This window comes from Terrabacter sp. FW104-15G4B, assembly GCF_058790095.1.
Genome location: NZ_JBYTCI010000015.1, coordinates 55134 through 72561, shown reverse-complemented (window position 1 = coordinate 72561; position 17428 = coordinate 55134). Strand labels below are relative to the sequence as shown.

The window sequence follows — 17428 nt, the reverse complement described above, 5'->3', positions numbered from 1 at the left end:
CAGCAGGTCTCAGCGGAACCGCTTAGCGCGGCGATCCATGCGCTCGAGCATTCGATGCGTCCGCCGGCTCACACCGCTTGAGCGGAGAAGCGCTCGCGTCCATAGACCTGGAGGTTGACCGACGGTTCAACCCGACATCAACCGTGGCTCCGACGACGGGCCTTCGCGCGCCGCGCAGCCTTGAGTCATGACTCTCACCGACTACCTCATCAACGCGATCTTTGTCGTCGTCGTCCTCCGCCAGGCCCGTGAGCGGCGCCTCGACGCCCGCAGCATCATTGCTCCGATGGCCCTCGTGGTGTTCGTCGCCACGCACTACGTGCACACCTTCCCTACCGGCGGCCCGGACCTCGCTCTGGTCGTCGCCCTGACCCTGCTCGGCCTGAGCCTGGGTGTCCTGTGCGGCTATGCCACGCACGTCCGCGCGGACGCGGACGGCACCCGGTTCGCCCGCGTGGGCCCGGTCGCGGGGGCACTGCTCCTGATCGGCATCAGCGCTCGGCTGGTCTTCGTGTTCGCCCTCGAGCACGGCGCCGGGCCGGCCATCCGCGACTTCAGCATCGTCCACCACATCAGCGCAGCCGCCTGGCCACTCGCCCTGGTCTCCATGGCGTTGTGCGAGGTGACCGCCCGCCTGGTCATCGTCCAGGTTCGCGGGCAGCGACTAGCCCCGAGACACCCGGCCCGTATCACCCTGTCCGACGACCGCGCCTGACCTGCCTCCCTCCCACATCCGACCCGTCCTCGGGCTCGCCTGCGCGGGCTCGAGGATGTTCCATTGACGGAAGGGCACACCGGGGGCCACCCTCCGGACAGCGAGGTGACGAGCATGACGACACGCGCAGAAGGCCCTGGTGGCGCAACGGCGCAAGCCCATGCCACTGCGCACGAACGACTGCGCCACCAGCGTGACCTGCTCAGACCGCTGGGATGGGCCGTCATCGCGGTGGTCGCCGCCACCGCGCTGACGAGCCCACCCACTCCCGGCCTACGCGTCGCGCCCGTGGCCCTGGCCCTTTCCGGGTATGCCGCCACGACCGCGGTCGCCATCAGCGACCGGTTCGTCGACCGCCCGCCGGTGGTCCAGGTCGCGTTCATCACCGTGATGGGGGCGGCGGGGGCTGGCTTGGTCGCCCTCCAGCCGCGCGGTGCGACCGGGCTGGCGGTCGGCGCCGCCGTGTGGATGGCCATGACCCGCCTGCGACTCGCCGTTGGCGTCCTTGTGGCTGTGGCCATGACCGCGGGGCAGGACATCGCCGCGCTGCAAGGCGGCGCGACGACCGCGGCGGTGCTGGCCGCCACGCTCCTCAACGCCCTGCTGGGACTGGTCGCCTACGTGGTGCGCGCCGCGCGGTCAGCGCAGGACCGCACCGAGCTTCTCCTTGCCCAGCTGGCCGAAGCCCGCGACGAGCAGTCGCGTGCCGCGGCCCTCGCCGAACGCAGCCGGATCGCCGCCGAGCTGCATGACGTGCTGGCCCACTGCCTGTCCGGCGCCGCGATCCAGCTGCAGGGCGCCCGGCTCCTGGCCACCCGCGAGCCCAGCAGCGCGCTGGTGCAGGACGCGATCCAGCGGGCCAGCGACCTGGTCAACGACGGCCTGGCAAACGCCCGGGCCGCGGTCGGGGCGCTGCGCGGGGAACCGCTGCCCGGCATCGCGGACCTCGAAGACCTCGTCGCAGGCTTCCGACGAGACTTTCTCGTGCCAGCGTCGCTCACCGTCCAGGGCCAGACCTACGCCCTGGGCGCCGAAACGGATCTGCTTCTCTACCGCGCGGCGCAGGAGACACTGACCAACGTCGCCCGGTACGCCCCCGGTGCCCCCACGTCCGTGTCGCTGCACTACCGTGACGGCCTCACCTGCCTGACCGTACGGAACCGGGCCGCCCACCCCGGTCCGATCGGCGACTCGCTCCCGGCTTCCTTCGGTCTGGCAACCGTCGGTGGCGGCCACGGACTGGCCGGCCTCAGCGAACGCCTCGCACGGGTCGGTGGCACCCTGCACGCAGGGCCGCACCTGGACGGCTGGCAGGTTGATGTGGAAGTGCCGGCATGACCGAGGCCTCGTTGCGGGTGGTCATCGCCGACGACCAACGCGTCGTGCGCGAGGGGCTGGCCATGCTCATCGGCCTCTTCGACGACATCGAGGTCGTCGCCACCGCGGTCGACGGTCTCGACGCGCTCGAGCAGGCACTGCTGCACCGGCCCGACGTCGTGGTGATGGACCTGCGGATGCCCCGCCTCGACGGGGTGCAGGCCACCGCGCGGATCCGGTCCGAGCTGCCGCAGACCCAGGTGCTGGTCCTGACGACGTATGCCGACGACGACGCCCTGTTCCCCGCACTGCGGGCTGGCGCGCGCGGCTACCTGACCAAGAACGCCAGCGCAGAGGAAATCAAACAGGCGCTGTCCTCCCTGGCCCGCGGCCAGACCCACCTCGCTCCGGAGGTCCAGCATCGCCTCGTGGCCGCCACCCTGGACTCGCAGGGAGCCACCAAGGCGGAGGCCTCCACGGCAGGCCTGCCCGACGGGCTCTCCCCCCGCGAGGCCGAGGTGCTCGCCCTCATCGCCGCCGGCCTGTCCAACACCGACATCGCCCGCCGGCTCGTCCTGAGCAACGCCACCGTCAAGACCCACGTCAACCACATCTTCGCCAAGATCGGCGCCCGCGACCGCGCCCAAGCCGTCCACTACGCATACGACCACGGCATGACCTAACCGCATCGCTCCCTCACACATCCCGATTGGCGTTCACCGCTCGTCGGCATGTCACTGACACGTCGCCCTTGACCGTGACCCGAGAAGAGCCGCCGATTCAGACCCCGTAAGGGAATGCACCGCAAGCCACCGGCGGTGGCCCCTGACTTGTACTGCACCCGCCGCCTGACGTGCACCTTCCTCAGTCTTCGCGCTCCACCTCGAAGGTGAAGCCCTGGGCGCGCAGCCGCTCGACGAGGACCTCCCCGAGCGCCGTGGCGGGGGTGCACACCCCCGTCCGGGCCGGCATCCCTTCGTCGAGAGCCAGGGCGAGGGTCGTCTCCCCGAACATGATCGCCGTCCCGCCGTAGCCAGGGTCGTAGCTCGCGCCGACCCTGGTCCGGTACCTCGCCCCGGTTGTCGTCGTGGAGCGGATCTCCATCAGGAAGCGACCGGTCGCCTGGGCCTCAGGGCTCGGCCCCTCACCCGCCTTGGGCAGGAATCGGTCGATCACGGCCCGCGTCGGCCGGAACGCCATGCCGGCCACGACCCCGCCGAGTCCCACCGCCATGCCGGCCGCCAGGACCGGCGACATCGGTCCTGACCCGAAGTCGGTGACCTCGCGGTAGCGGAGGTCCCGGCCGTAGGACCAGTCGGTCAGAGTGTTGGACAGGCGCACGATGCGGGTGTTGAAGGAGGCCATCACGAACGGCCCGGTCCACCGACCCGTCGCGGGGTCGCGGTCGACGGGCACGAGCCGGCGCAGCCGGCCCAGCACCCCGCCCTGCGCCCGACGCCCCGACGACGGCTCCTCCGAGCGCCGCGGGCTCAGCGCGTACGGGTCGCCGAGCAGGCGGCGTACGTTCGCGTCCGCACGGGCCGTGATGGCCTGCTGCCGGGTGGAGTCGATGGTGCCGCCGGAGAAGCCGCCCCTGAGCGAGCGGACGAGCAGTGTCGTCTCGGCGAGGGTGCCCTCACCGTCGGCGGCCACTCGCTGGGCCGTCATCAGGACGCCGAGGTCGGACGGGATGGAGTCGAAGCCGCACGCGTGCACGATGGCCGTGCCGGTCTCCCGGGCCCGGGCATCCAGCTCGTCGAGGGACCACCGGACGAAGAGCACCTCACCGGTCAGGTCGGCGTAGTGCGTGCCCGAGTCGGCGCACGCGCGCGCCACCTCCTTGCCGTATGCGGCATACGGCCCGACCGTCGTCGCGAGGACCCGGGTGCGGGCCGCCAACCCGTGCAGGCCGGCGACGTCGGTGGCGTCGACGGTCACGAGCTCCCACGAGTCGGCGGCCCGACCGAGCTCGACCCGTAGGGCCTCGAGCTTGGGCCGCGAGCGGCCGGCCAGGGCGATCCGCAGGTGCGAGGGCGCATGCCGGGCCAGATGGGCCGCGGTCAGGGCACCGACGAACCCGGTGGCGCCGTACAGGACGATGTCGAGCTCGCGTTCGGGCATGGCGCCACTCTGTCACGGCCACCAGTCGCGAAGGTTGTGTGACGACGACGTGCCGGACCTCAGAACGTGTCGAGCGGGTCGACGCGCACGGCGATGGCGTCGGCCTCCTTTCGGGCGGACCGAAACGCCTTGAGCCCCATGAGAGCCCGCGACAGCGCGGTGGTGTCCGCATCAGGCACACGGACGAGGACATGGTGGTCGGCGGGCGCCCGCTCGGCGTCGCCCTCCCCAGACGCGCGACGCGGCGTGACCCCGTGCGACAGGGGCACGGGACCAAGCACCTGGGCCGTGGGCGGCAGGTCGGCCTGGGCGAGAGCCTCCTCGAGGGCGCGACGACGGCCGGTCAGCTGGGCGACGCGCAGAGCCGGTGGCAGCCCGAGCTCGCGCCGCTCCGCGAGCTCGCGCGCGGCGAGCCAGGCGGGGTCCCACCGCACCAGCGCCTCGAGGGCCGGAAGCGCCACGGCCTCGGGAGCGCCTGCGAGCACGACCGCACGCCCCTCCCGGGCGAGCGCTGCGGCCGCCATCCACCGGCGCAGCGCCTCGAGCGGCGCGTCGAGCACCGGCAGGTCGAGGCTCGCCCAGGCGTCGAGCAGCAGCACCGCGGTGTAGCCGCCATCGGCCACCGGCTCGGCCCCCGGCGTCGCGATGACCAGGGAGGGCTCACGCCCCACCACGGCGAGCACCTCGCCGGACCCTGACGTGTGCACCGGGAAACCGGGGAAGGCGCGGCCGATCTCCTCGGCCGTGCGCCGGGCGCCGGTGATCGACGAGCGCAGCCGCCTCGAGCCGCAGTGGCCGCACTCGAAGCCGTGTGCTGACAGGGCGAGGCCGCACCAGCGACAGGCCGGGGCGCCGCCCGAGGCGCCGAGGGCCACCGGCCCCTGGCAGCGGGTGCAGCGAACCGGCGTGCGGCACTCGGCACAGCTGAGCGACGGCAGATAGCCGCGCCGTGGCACCTGGACGAGCACCGGCCCGTCGACGAGGGCGTCCTTGGCGACACGCCAGGCGCGCGAGGGGATGTGCGCCCGGGCAGCCGGCCCGTCGCGTTCCTCGTCGACGCCCTCCCCCGCGACCGTGACCCGCGGAGCCGCCGCCCGGAGGGTGCTGGCGTCGGCCTCGACGGGCACGAGCACGCCGCCCTCGACGGCGACCTGGACGCGCAGGCTGCGCCCGAAGCCCCCGGCCAGCAGGGCCGCGCCCGTCTCGGCGGCACGCAGGCCGAGCACGACGCCGACGTGGTGGTAGGGCGCCCGCGGCTCGGAGAGAAGGTCGTCTCCGTCGTCCCACCACGCGACGAGCCCGAGGTCGTGCACCGGGGCGAACGCGGCGGCGCGTGTGCCGATGACGACCTTGGCGTGGCCCCGCAGCACCTTCAGCCATGCGGTGTAGCGCGCCTGAGGCCCCTGGTCGGCCGTGAGCCGGACGTGCCGGCCATTGCCGAGCACGGTGGTCAGCGCGGCGTCGAGACGGTCGACGTCGCGGTGGTCGGGCACGACCAGGAGTGCGCCCCGCCCGGCTGCCAGCGCGGTGGCCGCCGCAACGGCCAGGGCGGCCGGCCAGTCGGCCTCGCCCGTGCGCCCCGGGAGCGCAGCCCAGGCCGCGGCCGGGCCCTCCCCCGCCGCGACGCGACGCAGCCACGCACCGCCGGCCGGGTAGGCCGCCCACGGCCCCGGGTCCGGAGCGGAGAGCTCGTCCTGGGGCGGGGCCTGCTCCGCAAGGTTGCGCTCGGCCGTGGCGTGCCGCTTGGGCACGGCGAGGCGCAGCACGTCGCTCAGCGTGCCGGCATACCGGTCGGCGACCGCGCGGCAGAGAGCGAGCACCTCGGGGGTCAGCACGGGCTCGGGACTGACGACCCGGCGCAGCGGCGTCAGCCGGCCGTCGTGCTCCGGACGCTCACGGCGCTCGACGACGAAGCCGTCGAGCTCACGACCCGAGAAGCGCACCCGGACGCGCGCACCCGGCACCGCGTCCGCGTCGAGCTCGTCCGGGACGGCGTACTCGAAGACCCGGTCGAGGTGCGCGAGCGGGGTCTCGACGACGACAGCAGCGACCCGCCCCCCCCCCCGCCCGCCCCGCTGCTCGGTCTCGTCGTCGCCCACGGGGGCGAATCTAGCCTCAGCGGGAGACAGCGCTGCGCAGGGCCTCCACGCGGTCGGTGCGCTCCCACGTGAAGGGGTTCTCGACGCCGTCGGCCTTGGTACGCCCGAAGTGGCCGTAGGCGGCCGTGGGCCGGTAGATCGGGCGGAGCAGGTCGAGCGCGTCGACGATGGCGGCCGGGCGCAGGTCGAAGACGTCGCCGATGGCCTGCTGGATGGAGTCGACCGGGACGGTCTCGGTACCGAAGGTCTCGACGTAGAGGCCGACCGGCTGCGCCTTGCCGATGGCGTAGGCGACCTGGACCTCGCAGCGACGGGCGAGGCCCGCGGCGACGATGTTCTTGGCGACCCAGCGCATGGCGTAGGCGGCCGAGCGGTCGACCTTGCTGGGGTCCTTGCCGGAGAAGGCGCCGCCGCCGTGGCGGGCCATGCCGCCGTAGGTGTCGACGATGATCTTGCGGCCGGTCAGGCCGGCGTCGCCCATCGGGCCGCCGATCTCGAAGCGGCCGGTCGGGTTGATCAGGGCGCGGTAGCTGCTGACGTCGAGGTCGGTGCCGCTCTCGCGCAGCTCGGCCAGCACCGGCTCGATGACGTGGGTGCGGATGTCGGGCTCGAGCATCCCTTCGAGCGAGACGTCGGGCGCATGCTGGGTGGAGAGCACGACGGTGTCGAGGGACACGGCACGGTCGCCCTCGTAGGCGATGGTGACCTGGGTCTTGCCGTCGGGGCGCAGGTAGGCGAGCTCCTCGCTCTTGCGGACCTGCGTCAGGCGCTCCGAGAGGCGGTGCGCGAGGTGGATCGGCAGTGGCATGAGCTCGGCCGTGTCGTCGCAGGCATAGCCGAACATCAGGCCCTGGTCCCCGGCGCCCTGCTTGTCGAGAAGGTCGCCGATGTCGCCGGTGCGGTGCTCGTGGGCGGTGTCGACGCCCTGGGCGATGTCGGGCGACTGCGCACCGATGGAGATCGAGACGCCGCACGTGCGGCCGTCGAAGCCCTTCTGCGAGCCGTCGTAGCCGACCTCGAGGATGGTCTCGCGCACGATCCTCGGGATCTCGACGTAGGCGGTGGTCGAGACCTCGCCGGCCACGTGCACGAGCCCGGTCGTGACCATCGTCTCGACGGCGACGCGCGCCTGGGGGTCGTCGGTGAGCAGCGCGTCGAGGATCGAGTCGCTGATCTGGTCGCAGATCTTGTCCGGATGACCCTCGGTGACGGACTCGGACGTGAACAGACGTGCGGACACTGGAACTCCCTGGCTCGGGTGCATGGTGGGGCGGGGGCGCTCAGCCGCCGAGCTGGCGTCGCCCGCGTCTGGGGCGAGAGTCTAGTGCTCAGCCGAGCAGGGTCGAGATGGTGTCCCAGAGAGCGTCGGCGACGGCGTCCTTGGAGGCCGGCCCGACCGTGACGACCTCGTCGCTGTCGCGGCGCAGCAGGTGCACCGTCGTGTCGTCCTTGCCGAACGTCAGGTCGGTGCCGACCTCGTTGACGACCTGCAGGTCGCTGCCCTTGCGGGCGAACTTGGCGCGGGCGTGCTGCATCACCGTGGCCTCGGCGTCGCCGGTCTCGGCGGCGAAGCTGACGACCAGCGGACGTGTGTCGCCGCGCTCGGTGCGCGCGGCGACCAGTCCACGGACGATGTCGGGGTTCTCGACGAGCTCTACTCGCAGTCCGGCGTCGGGATCGGACGACTTCTTGATCTTGCTCCCGCTGACCGATGCGGGGCGGTAGTCGGCCGGTGCCGCGGCCATGACGACGACGTCGACACCGGCAGCCGTCTCCTCGACCGCACGCTGCAGCTCCAGGGTCGTCTCGACCCGCACGACGTCGACGTCGTCCGGCAGCGGGACCGACACGTGGGCGGCCACGAGCGTGACCTTCGCTCCTCGCGCGGCCGCGGCGCGGGCGATGGCCACGCCCTGCTTGCCCGACGACCGGTTGCCGAGGTAGCGCACGGGGTCGAGCGGCTCGCGAGTGCCACCCGCCGAGACGACGACGCGACGACCCTCGAGGTCGCGCACGGCCTCCGCCGAGGCGGCGGTGCCACCGGACACGATTGCGAGGCACGCGGCATACAGCTGCTCGGGCTCGGGAAGGCGTCCCGCACCGGTGTCCTTGCCGGTGAGGCGGCCGACGGCGGGGTCGATCACGTGGGCGCCGCGCGAGCGCAGCGTGGCGACGTTGGCCTGGGTGGCCGGGTGCTCCCACATCTCGGTGTGCATGGCCGGCGCGAACGCGACCGGGCAGCGGGCGGTGAGCAGGGTGTTGGTCAACAGGTCGTCGGCCAGCCCGTGCGCGGCCTTGGCGAGCACGTCGGCAGTGGCCGGGGCGACGACCACGAGGTCGGCCGACTGGCCGATGCGCACGTGTGGCACCTCGTGGACGGACGTCCAGACCTCGGTGCTCACGGGCTTGCCCGACAGCGCCGACCAGGTCGGCGCGCCCACGAACTGCAGGGCCGCCGCGGTGGGCACGACGGTGACGTCGTGCCCGTGCTCAGTGAAGAGCCTGAGCAGCGAGCAGGCCTTGTAGGCGGCGATGCCACCACTCACCCCGAGGACGACGCGCATCGGCTGCTCCGGCCCCTTCGGGGTGCTCAGGCCTCGGTGGGCGTCGAGGTCAGCAGGCCCTCGTTGATCTCGCGCAGGGCGATCGACAGCGGCTTCTCGTGGACCTCGGTCTCGACGAGCGGGCCGACGTAGTCGAGCAGGCCCTCCTGCAGCTGGGAGTAGTAGGCGTTGATCTGACGGGCGCGCTTGGCGGAGTAGATGACGAGCGCGTACTTCGAGTCAGCGGCGGTCAGGAGGTCGTCGATCGGCGGGTTCGTGATGCCGATGGGAGCAGCCTGGGTACCGGACACAGTGATCTCGTTTCGTTGGTTTCAGCGGGCTTCTGGTGCGTGCTGCGGACTCGACGGTGGAGCAGTCGTATGCCGTCGGCTGACACACATCACATCGGAACTCACCGGTCGGTGCGTCCCGATCTCATCAATGATACGAGTTCTTCGCTGGCCCGCCGAACATCGTCGTTGACGATGACCTCGTCGAACTCGCTCTGGGCGGCCAGCTCGGCTCGTGCCGTGGACAGCCGACGCTCACGCTCGGCCTCGTCCTCGGTGCCGCGGCCGACGAGCCGGCGCACCAGCTCGTCCCAGCTCGGTGGAGCCAGGAAGACGAAGAGCGCCTCGGGCCAGGTGTCGCGCACCTGGCGCGCGCCCTGCAGGTCGATCTCGAGCAGCGCGTCCCGCCCCTCGCGCAGGACTCGCTCCACGGGGCCGCGTGGGGTGCCGTACTTGGCGGCGCCGTGGACGACGGCGTGCTCGAGGAACTCGCCCGCCTCCACCAGCCGGTCGAACTCCTGGTCGTCGACGAAGTGGTAGTGCACCCCGTCGACCTCGCCCGGTCGTGGCAGGCGCGTCGTCATGGAGACCGAGAACCACACCCCCGGGAAGTGGGTGCGCACGTAGGCCGCGATGGTGCCCTTGCCGACGGCCGTCGGTCCCGCGAGCACGGTGAGGCGGCTGTGCCGGCCCTCGGCTCCGTCGGTCTGCGGTGGCGCGGTGGGCTGGTCGGCAGCTGACATCAGGACTTCTCGAAGCGGTGCAGCAGGGCGGCGACCTGGTTGGTCCCGAGCCCGCGCACGCGCCGGGACTCCGCGATGCCGACCTCGGCCATGATCGCCTTGGCCCGCACGCGGCCGACACCCGGCATCGACTCGAGCAGCTCGGTGACCTTCATCTTGCCGATGACGGGGTCGACCTTGCCGTCCTCGAGGACCTCGGCGAGCGAGCCGCTGGAGTACTTCAGCCGGTTCTTGACCGCTGCTCGTTCCCGCCGTGCGGCTGCAGCCTTCTCGAGCGCTGCGGCCCGTTGCTCGGGGGTGAGCGGTGGTAGCGCCACGGTCTTCGGTCTCCTCGCTGGCTGCGGGAGCGCCCTGCACCCCCGCCGTTGTTCACGTCTCGCGTGTTGTCTCCGCCGAACCTAGCGACCGCGCCGTGGGCGCCGCAACGCGGGCCGCGGCGACGACGGCCGACCGGTCGGCGGCAGCGGCGGCGCCGGCGACCACTCAGCGTCCGAGGTCGACGCCGCACGTCTCCTTGGCGTGGGTCTCGATCCGCTTGGCGGACGTCTCGAAACCCTGCATCTGCTTCGTCAGCGCCGTGAGGTCGGGGTTGGCCACCGTGAACTTCTCCACGAGGGTGCGCAGCGAGGCCCAGTCCGCCTTGACCTCCTCGGGGGCGCTGGCCTGCACGCGGGTGATCGTGGCGGCGAAGCGGGCGGCTGCCGGGGGGTCCTCGAGCGTGTTGCCGGCGTCCTTCCAGCCCGACTCCGCCGACCGCAGCACGTCGCAGTACGAGCCAGTCGATGACGCCGAGCAGGCCGCTAGGGCCAGCGCAGCGAGGCCCGGCACGAGAGCCACCGAGAGACCCTTGAGCAGGGCGGTCGTTCGCATGCCCACACCGTATGCCGTGTGGGGTCTTCGGGTGGCGTGGCCGACACCAGCGCCGGCTTGGTGACTCGGGCGCGTCAGGAGATGCCGAAGCCGCAGGTGGCCATGGCGTTCTGCTGGATCTTCATCCCGGCCGGCTCCATCTTGGCGGTCGCAGTCGCCAGGGCCTTCTTGTCCCCGGACGCTGCGGCATCGACGAAGGCCACGAAGTCACCCCACGCAGCCTTGACCTCGGCCGGCGCCGCGGCCTCGATCTTCCTCAGGACCGCCTTGCCCTGCTCGAGGGCGGCCTTGTCGCTGATCTTGGCCGACATGGACTGGAGCTCCTGCCGCCCTGACCTCAGCGCGGCACAGTAGGCAGCGTCAGCAGGGGCGACCGTCTTGGTCGTCGTGCTCGTGCTCGTCGAGGAGGACGTGGCCGAGGCGGCCGGACCGCCGGAGGCCGACGCGCCCGCTCCGGCCGGCGCGGGGCTGGAGCTGCACGCAGCGGCGAGCGGGATCGTGGCGGCGATGGCGGCGGTGGCGACCAGTCGGTGAACGCGGAGGGCTCGGGTCATGCCCCAGCGTAGGCGCCGGTCGGACGCGCCGGAGGTGAGATGGCCGGCGTAGGCACTGCGCACACCGCTTTCAGCGCAGGGAGTCCGCGATCTGCAGAGTCCGGTCCACGAGGCGGCTGGGATCTGGGCCGGCGCCGAGGATCTCCCGGCTCGACGCCGCCAGCACCTGGCCGCGGGCGTCGCCGAATGTCGCCGAGAGCGACTCCACGGTGCCGCCCTGGGCACCGAAGCCCGGAGCCAGGACGGGCGTCGCCGCCTCCACGAGGTCGAGCCCGAGGTCGTGCACGGCGGTGCCCACGGTGGCCCCGATGACCAGCCCGACGCTCCCGAGCTCGCCCCGGGCGCGGGCCGGGGCGTTGTCGCGTGCGGCACCGTGCGCGACCGACGCGGCGACGGACTCGCCCTCGCGGGACGCGTGCTGCACGCTGGCGCCCTCGGGGTTCGAGGTGAGGGCGAGCACGAAGAGGCCCCGCCCGGTCTGCTGGGCGAGGTCGATCGCGGGCCGCAGCGACTCGTAGCCCAGGTAGGGACTGACGGTCAGCGCGTCCGGTGGGGCGACGGCGTCGGGTCCGAGGTAGGCGTGGGCGTATGCCGTCATGGTCGACCCGATGTCGCCCCGCTTCGCGTCGAGGATCGTCAGCGTCCCCGCCTCGCGCAGCTCGGTGAGCACCCGCTCGAGCACGGCCACGCCGCGGCTGCCGAAGACCTCGAAGAAGGCCGACTGCGGCTTGACCACGGCGACTCGACCCGCGAAGGCCTCGACGCACGTCAGGGCGAAGCGTTCGAGCCCCGCGACGTCGTAGGTCAGGCCCCACGACTCGACCAGCGCGCGGTGCGGGTCGATGCCGGCGCAGAGCGGGCCGAGCATCCCCATGGCCTCGTGCAGGCGCGCACCGAAGGACCGGTCCATCGTCGTTCTCCGTTCCTGGTCTGGAGTGGCTCGTCAGCGGCCGTGCGCCGCGGCGACAGCGTCGGTGAAGCGGTCGTAGCCCTTGGCGGCGAGCAGCTCGCACAGCTCGCGCAGCACTCGGACGGGCGCCGACGGGTCGTTGAAGACCGCCGTGCCCACCTGGATCGCGCTCGCGCCGGCGGCGACGAGCTCGAGGGCGTCGCGCCCGGTGCGCACTCCCCCGACGCCGATGATCGGCACGGTCGGAATGCGCCCCTCGAACATGGCCTGGCGCACCTGCCAGATGGCCCGCACGGCCACCGGCCGGATGCCCGGGCCCGACAGACCGCCGGTGACGCCACCGAGCTGGGGGCGCATCCGGTCGGTGTCGATGACCATGCCGAGCAGCGTGTTGATCATCGTCAGCCCCTCCGCGCCGGCCTTGACGCATGCCGCCGCGATGGCGGTGATGTCGGTGACGTCGGGGCTGAGCTTGGCGAAGATCGGGATGTCGCGCGGCAGCTGCTCACGCACCAGGGCGATGACCTTGGCGGACGCGAGCGGGTCGCAGGCGAAGACGAGGCCGCGGTTGGCCACGTTGGGGCACGAGATGTTGACCTCGACGCCGATGACGGCGTCGAAGGCGCGGCTGGCCCGCAGCGTTGCTGCCACGTGGGCGTACTCGGTGCTCGAGCTGCCGGCGATCGAGGGCAGCACGCGGGCCCCGACCGAGCGCAGCCACGGCAGGTCCTCCTCGACGAACGCCTCGATCCCCGGGCCCTGCAGGCCGATCGAGTTGAGCATCCCGGAGGGCGTCTCCGCCATCCGGGGGGTGCCGCGGCCCGAGCGCGGGTCGGCCATGACCGACTTGGTCACGAAGGCGCCGAGGTCGCCGACGTCGAAGAAGCGGTGCAGCTCGCGGCCGTTGGCTGCGCAGCCGGAGGCGGTCATCAGGGGGTTGGGCAGCCGGTGGCCGCCACCGAGATCGACGGAGAGGTCGACCGAGGGGTCAACGGGGAGGTCGACCGACTGGTCGACGGACTGGTCCAGCATCAGTGGCCACCCACCTTCGGGGCTCCGACGGCGTCGTCCGGCACCCGGGCGTGACCCACGTCAAAGGCGTCCCACCGCACGCGGTCGCCGCGGAAGACCGGTCCCTCGACGCACGAACGCACCATTCGGGTCCGCCCGTCCGAGCCGACGACGGGCATGACGCAGGTCATGCAGACACCGATGCCGCAGGCCATCGACTCCTCGACTGCGACCTGCGCCACGGCGCCGTGCGACTGTGCGACGCGGGTGATCGACTCGAGCATTCCCATGGGTCCGCAGCCGTAGACGACGGACGCCCGTGTGCGCTCGATGATCTGCGGCAGGGGGTCGCTGACCCAGCCCCGCTGGCCGGCCGAACCGTCGTCGGTCGTCACCGTGACGCCGTCACAGCTCCGCCTGGCCTCGACGACGCCGAAGAGCCGGTCCTCGCTCGCTGCGCCCAGCACCATCTCGACGTGGCAGCCGCGCTCGCGCAGCTCCCCGGCGAGCCAGAAGAGCGGGGCGCTCCCGTAGCCGCCGCCGACGAGGACGCAGGCGACCGGTTCGGTGGGCAGCGGGAACGCCTTGCCGAGAGGGCCGACGACGTCGATGGTGTCGTGCGGTGCCCGCTCGACGATCCACCGGCTGCCCGCGCCGACCGCCGAGACGACGATCTCGACGGTGCCGCCGTAGGTGCCGCTGGGGCTCACCTTGTGGATCGAGAACGACCGCCGCAGCAGCGTGCCCGAGGTCTCTCCACCGACGGCGAGGGCGACGAACTGGCCGGGACGGGCCAGCTCCGCGACGCCGGGTGCGACGAGGGTGAAGTGCTGGTAGGCGCCCACCCGACGGGTCGCGATGACCTCGGCGACCTCCTGGGTGACTCGAGCCCGCAGCTGCTGGCCGATCATGCGGGCGCCACCACCGTCGCGGTCGCGCCGGCGAGGGTGGAGCCGTTCCTGCCGTAGAGGTCGAGGTCTCGCGCATGGTCCTGCAACGACTTGACCCTGACCTCCTCGGTCAAGCCCGCCTCGATGCCGAGGACGGCCGCCGCGAGTGTGGCGATCGTCGTGATGATCGGCTTGTCGGCGCTCGTCGTCGCGGCCCGGATCGCATAGCCGTCGGCGCGGGCGTCCTGGCCGGACGGGGTGTTGACGACCATCTGCACCGTGCCGTCGAGGATCAGGTCGACGATGGACTTCTCCCCCGGGGCCTCGCTGTCGCGCTCGGTGATCTTGCGGACGACGGTGGCCCCGATTCCATTGCGCTTGAGCACCGCCGCCGTGCCGCTCGTGGCGAGGATCGTGAACCCGAGGTCGACGAGGCGCTTGACCGGGAAGAGCATCGCGCGCTTGTCGCGGTTGGCCACCGACACGAAGATCGCGCCCGAACGCGGCAAGGCTGCGCCGCCGCCCTGCTGGGCCTTGGAGAAGGCCGAGCCGAAGTCGACGTCGATGCCCATGACCTCGCCGGTCGAGCGCATCTCGGGTCCGAGCAGCGAGTCGACCGCGACGCCCTCCTTGGTGCGGAAGCGCTTGAAGGGCAGCACCGCCTCCTTGCAGGAGACCGGGGCGTGGTCCGGCATCCGGCCGCCGTCGCCCGTCGGGGGCAGCATGCCCTCCTTGCGCAGCTCCTTGACCGTGGCGCCGAGCATGACCCGGGCCGCCGCGCTCGCGATCGGCACGCCCGTCGCCTTGGCCACGAACGGCACGGTGCGCGAAGCACGGGGGTTGGCCTCGATGACGTAGAGGATGTCCTGGGCCAGGGCGAACTGGACGTTCATCAGGCCCCGGACGCCGATGCCCTCGGCGAGCTTGCGCGTCGCGACGCGCACCCGTTCGAGCTCGCCGTCGCCGAGCGTCGCCGGCGGCAGGGTGCACGAGCTGTCGCCCGAGTGGATGCCGGCCTCCTCGACGTGCTCCATGATGCCGCCGAGGTACATGTCCTCGCCGTCGAAGATCGCGTCGACGTCGATCTCGATCGCGTCGTCGAGGAAGCGGTCGATGAGGATCGGGTGGTCGGGGGAAGCCTCGGTGGCCTTCTCGACGTACGTGACGAGGGAGTCGTCGTCGTAGACGATGACCATGCCGCGGCCGCCGAGGACGTAGGACGGGCGCACGAGGACGGGGTAGCCGATCTCGCGGGCCACCACGAGCGCCTCGTCCGAGCTGTATGCCGTCCCGTGCTTGGGCGCGATCAGGCCGGCCTTGGCGAGCACCTGGCCGAAGGCGCCACGGTCCTCGGCGAGGTGGATGGCGCTCGGGGACGTGCCGACGATCGGCACTCCTTCGTCCTCGAGAGCCTGGGCGAGACCGAGCGGCGTCTGGCCGCCGAGCTGCACGATGACGCCGGCGATCGGGCCGGCCTGCGACTCTGCGTGGATGACCTCGAGGACGTCCTCGAGGGTGAGCGGCTCGAAGTAGAGGCGGCTGCTCGTGTCGTAGTCCGTTGACACCGTCTCGGGGTTGCAGTTGACCATCACCGTGTCGAAACCCTTGTCCCGCAGGGCAAACGACGCGTGGACGCAGGAGTAGTCGAACTCGACGCCCTGGCCGATCCGGTTCGGGCCCGAGCCGAGGATGATCACGGCGGGCCGCTCACGCGGCGCCACCTCGGTCTCCTCGTCGTAGGAGCTGTAGTGGTAGGGCGTCGTGGCGGCGAACTCGGCCGCGCACGTGTCGACGGTCTTGTAGACCGGCCGCACGCCCAGGGCGTGCCGCACGCCGCGGACCACGGCCTCCGGCATACGGCGGACGGAGGCGACCTGGGCGTCGCTGAAGCCGTGCCGCTTGACGAGCCGGAGCAGCTCCGGCGTCAGCTGCGGAGCCTCCGCGAGCATCGCGGCGAGGTCGTTGATCAGCGCGATCTGGTCGAGGAACCACGGGTCGATGCCGGTGGCCTCGTGAACCTCCTCGACCGTGCACCCACCGCGCAGCGCCTGCTGGACGAGCACGATCCGGCCGTCGGTCGGGACCTTGGCCTCCTCGAGCGCCCGCTGGGCGAGCAGCGGGCTGATCTCCCCGTCCCAGTGGAAGCTCGCGCCCCGCTTCTCGAGCGAGCGCAGCGCCTTCTGCAGGGCCTCGGAGAAGTTGCGGCCGATCGCCATCGCCTCGCCGACCGACTTCATCGTCGTCGTCAGCGTCGGGTCGGCGGCCGGGAACTTCTCGAACGCGAAGCGCGGCACCTTCACGACGACGTAGTCGAGGCTCGGCTCGAAGCTCGCCGGGGTCTCGCGGGTGATGTCGTTGGGGACCTCGTCGAGCGTGTAGCCCAGGGCCATCTTCGCCGCGATCTTGGCGATCGGGAAGCCGGTCGCCTTGGACGCCAGCGCGCTCGACCTCGAGACGCGCGGGTTCATCTCGATGACGATGATCCGACCGTCGGCCGGGTTGACCGCGAACTGGATGTTGCAGCCGCCGGTGTCGACGCCCACTTCGCGGATCACGGCGATGCCGATGTCGCGCAGCCGCTGGTACTCGCGGTCGGTCAGCGTCAGCGCGGGCGCCACGGTGATGGAGTCGCCGGTGTGCACCCCCATCGGGTCGAGGTTCTCGATGGAGCAGACGACCACGACGTTGTCGGCGTGGTCGCGCATGACCTCGAGCTCGTACTCCTTCCACCCGAGGATCGACTCCTCGAGGAGAACCTCAGTCGTCGGGGAGTACTGCAGCCCCTGGCCGCCGATGCGGCGCAGGTCGGTCTCGTCGTAGGCGAAACCCGAGCCGAGGCCGCCCATCGTGAAGGACGGGCGCACGACGACCGGGTAGCCGAGCTCCTCGGCGCCGGCGAGCAGGTCGTCCATCGAGTGGCAGATGATCGACTTCGCCGACTCGGCGCCACAGCGCTCGACGACGCCCTTGAAGGCCTCGCGGTCCTCGCCGAGCTGGATCGCCTCGACGTTGGCACCGATGAGCGGGCAGCTGTACTTCTCGAGAACGCCGTTCTCGTGCAAGGCGATCGCGCAGTTGAGCGCCGTCTGGCCGCCCAGGGTCGCGAGCACCGCGTCGGGCCGCTCCTTGGCGATGATCGCCTCGACGACCTCGGGGGTGATCGGCTCGATGTACGTGGCGTCGGCGAACTCGGGGTCGGTCATGATCGTCGCCGGGTTGCTGTTGACGAGGACCACACGGATGCCCTCCTCGCGCAGCACCCGGCAGGCCTGCGTGCCGGAGTAGTCGAACTCCACTGCCTGGCCGATGACGATCGGGCCGGACCCGATGACGAGAACGCTCGTGATGTCGTCGCGCTTGGGCAT

The 17428-nt window shown here is 72.0% G+C and carries 16 protein-coding genes; 3 read left to right on the top strand and 13 right to left on the bottom strand.

From position 1 onward, the window contains the following. The first annotated feature begins 187 nt into the window (after nucleotides 1-187). From AC3WRT_RS13110 to AC3WRT_RS13100, 3 genes are all read left to right on the top strand, one after another. Nucleotides 188-715, top strand: a complete 528-nt coding sequence (locus AC3WRT_RS13110; protein ID WP_492722545.1) for a hypothetical protein — start codon at nucleotides 188-190, stop codon at nucleotides 713-715. 114 nt (nucleotides 716-829) lie between these two features. Next, nucleotides 830-2053: a sensor histidine kinase gene (locus AC3WRT_RS13105; RefSeq protein WP_492722543.1), complete on the top strand. Its 1224-nt coding sequence runs from the start codon at nucleotides 830-832 to the stop codon at nucleotides 2051-2053. Next, the gene (locus AC3WRT_RS13100; protein WP_492722541.1) at nucleotides 2050-2715 is read left to right on the top strand and encodes a response regulator transcription factor; all 666 of its coding nucleotides are present in this window, start codon (nucleotides 2050-2052) and stop codon (nucleotides 2713-2715) included. Before AC3WRT_RS13105 ends, AC3WRT_RS13100 begins: the two co-directional genes overlap by 4 nt. A 181-nt stretch (nucleotides 2716-2896) precedes the next feature. Here the strand turns inward: AC3WRT_RS13100 and AC3WRT_RS13095 are convergent, their stop codons facing one another. The 13 genes from AC3WRT_RS13095 to carB all read right to left on the bottom strand — a co-directional run bounded on the left by AC3WRT_RS13095 (nucleotide 2897) and on the right by carB (nucleotide 17428). After that, complete coding sequence (locus AC3WRT_RS13095) at nucleotides 2897-4153, bottom strand: saccharopine dehydrogenase family protein (RefSeq protein WP_492722540.1); 1257 nt, start codon at nucleotides 4151-4153, stop codon at nucleotides 2897-2899. A gap of 59 nt (nucleotides 4154-4212) precedes the next feature. After that, nucleotides 4213-6252 (bottom strand): primosomal protein N', encoded by a 2040-nt coding sequence (locus tag AC3WRT_RS13090; protein ID WP_492722538.1) that lies wholly within the window; start codon nucleotides 6250-6252, stop codon nucleotides 4213-4215. 16 nt (nucleotides 6253-6268) lie between these two features. Beyond that, entirely contained in the window at nucleotides 6269-7492 is a 1224-nt protein-coding gene (metK, locus tag AC3WRT_RS13085; protein ID WP_492722536.1) for a methionine adenosyltransferase, read from the bottom strand. 88 nt (nucleotides 7493-7580) lie between these two features. Next, the gene (gene coaBC, locus AC3WRT_RS13080) at nucleotides 7581-8846 is read right to left on the bottom strand and encodes a bifunctional phosphopantothenoylcysteine decarboxylase/phosphopantothenate--cysteine ligase CoaBC (protein ID WP_492722620.1); all 1266 of its coding nucleotides are present in this window, start codon (nucleotides 8844-8846) and stop codon (nucleotides 7581-7583) included. After that, the gene (gene rpoZ / locus AC3WRT_RS13075; protein WP_020143994.1) at nucleotides 8843-9106 is read right to left on the bottom strand and encodes a DNA-directed RNA polymerase subunit omega; all 264 of its coding nucleotides are present in this window, start codon (nucleotides 9104-9106) and stop codon (nucleotides 8843-8845) included. The genes coaBC and rpoZ overlap by 4 nt, the downstream gene beginning before the upstream one ends. A 101-nt stretch (nucleotides 9107-9207) precedes the next feature. Further along, nucleotides 9208-9828 carry a guanylate kinase gene (gene gmk / locus AC3WRT_RS13070; RefSeq protein ID WP_492722534.1) on the bottom strand — a complete coding sequence of 207 codons (621 nt, stop codon included), beginning with the start codon at nucleotides 9826-9828 and terminating at the stop codon, nucleotides 9208-9210. Beyond that, on the bottom strand, nucleotides 9828-10145 hold the full coding sequence (mihF, locus tag AC3WRT_RS13065; protein WP_492722532.1) for an integration host factor, actinobacterial type: 318 nt from the start codon (nucleotides 10143-10145) through the stop codon (nucleotides 9828-9830). Before mihF ends, gmk begins: the two co-directional genes overlap by 1 nt. Before the next feature lie 166 nt (nucleotides 10146-10311). Then, nucleotides 10312-10698, bottom strand: a complete 387-nt coding sequence (locus AC3WRT_RS13060) for a hypothetical protein (RefSeq protein ID WP_492722530.1) — start codon at nucleotides 10696-10698, stop codon at nucleotides 10312-10314. 74 nt (nucleotides 10699-10772) lie between these two features. Next, the gene (locus AC3WRT_RS13055; RefSeq protein WP_492722528.1) at nucleotides 10773-11252 is read right to left on the bottom strand and encodes a hypothetical protein; all 480 of its coding nucleotides are present in this window, start codon (nucleotides 11250-11252) and stop codon (nucleotides 10773-10775) included. Between the two features lie 70 nt (nucleotides 11253-11322). Continuing rightward, nucleotides 11323-12162 carry an orotidine-5'-phosphate decarboxylase gene (gene pyrF, locus AC3WRT_RS13050; RefSeq protein WP_492722527.1) on the bottom strand — a complete coding sequence of 280 codons (840 nt, stop codon included), beginning with the start codon at nucleotides 12160-12162 and terminating at the stop codon, nucleotides 11323-11325. Nucleotides 12163-12195: 33 nt separating this feature from the next. After that, the gene (locus tag AC3WRT_RS13045; protein WP_492722525.1) at nucleotides 12196-13194 is read right to left on the bottom strand and encodes a dihydroorotate dehydrogenase; all 999 of its coding nucleotides are present in this window, start codon (nucleotides 13192-13194) and stop codon (nucleotides 12196-12198) included. Further along, the gene (locus tag AC3WRT_RS13040) at nucleotides 13194-14084 is read right to left on the bottom strand and encodes a dihydroorotate dehydrogenase electron transfer subunit (RefSeq protein ID WP_492722523.1); all 891 of its coding nucleotides are present in this window, start codon (nucleotides 14082-14084) and stop codon (nucleotides 13194-13196) included. Before AC3WRT_RS13040 ends, AC3WRT_RS13045 begins: the two co-directional genes overlap by 1 nt. Next, nucleotides 14081-17428, bottom strand: a complete 3348-nt coding sequence (gene carB, locus AC3WRT_RS13035; RefSeq protein ID WP_492722521.1) for a carbamoyl-phosphate synthase large subunit — start codon at nucleotides 17426-17428, stop codon at nucleotides 14081-14083. Before carB ends, AC3WRT_RS13040 begins: the two co-directional genes overlap by 4 nt.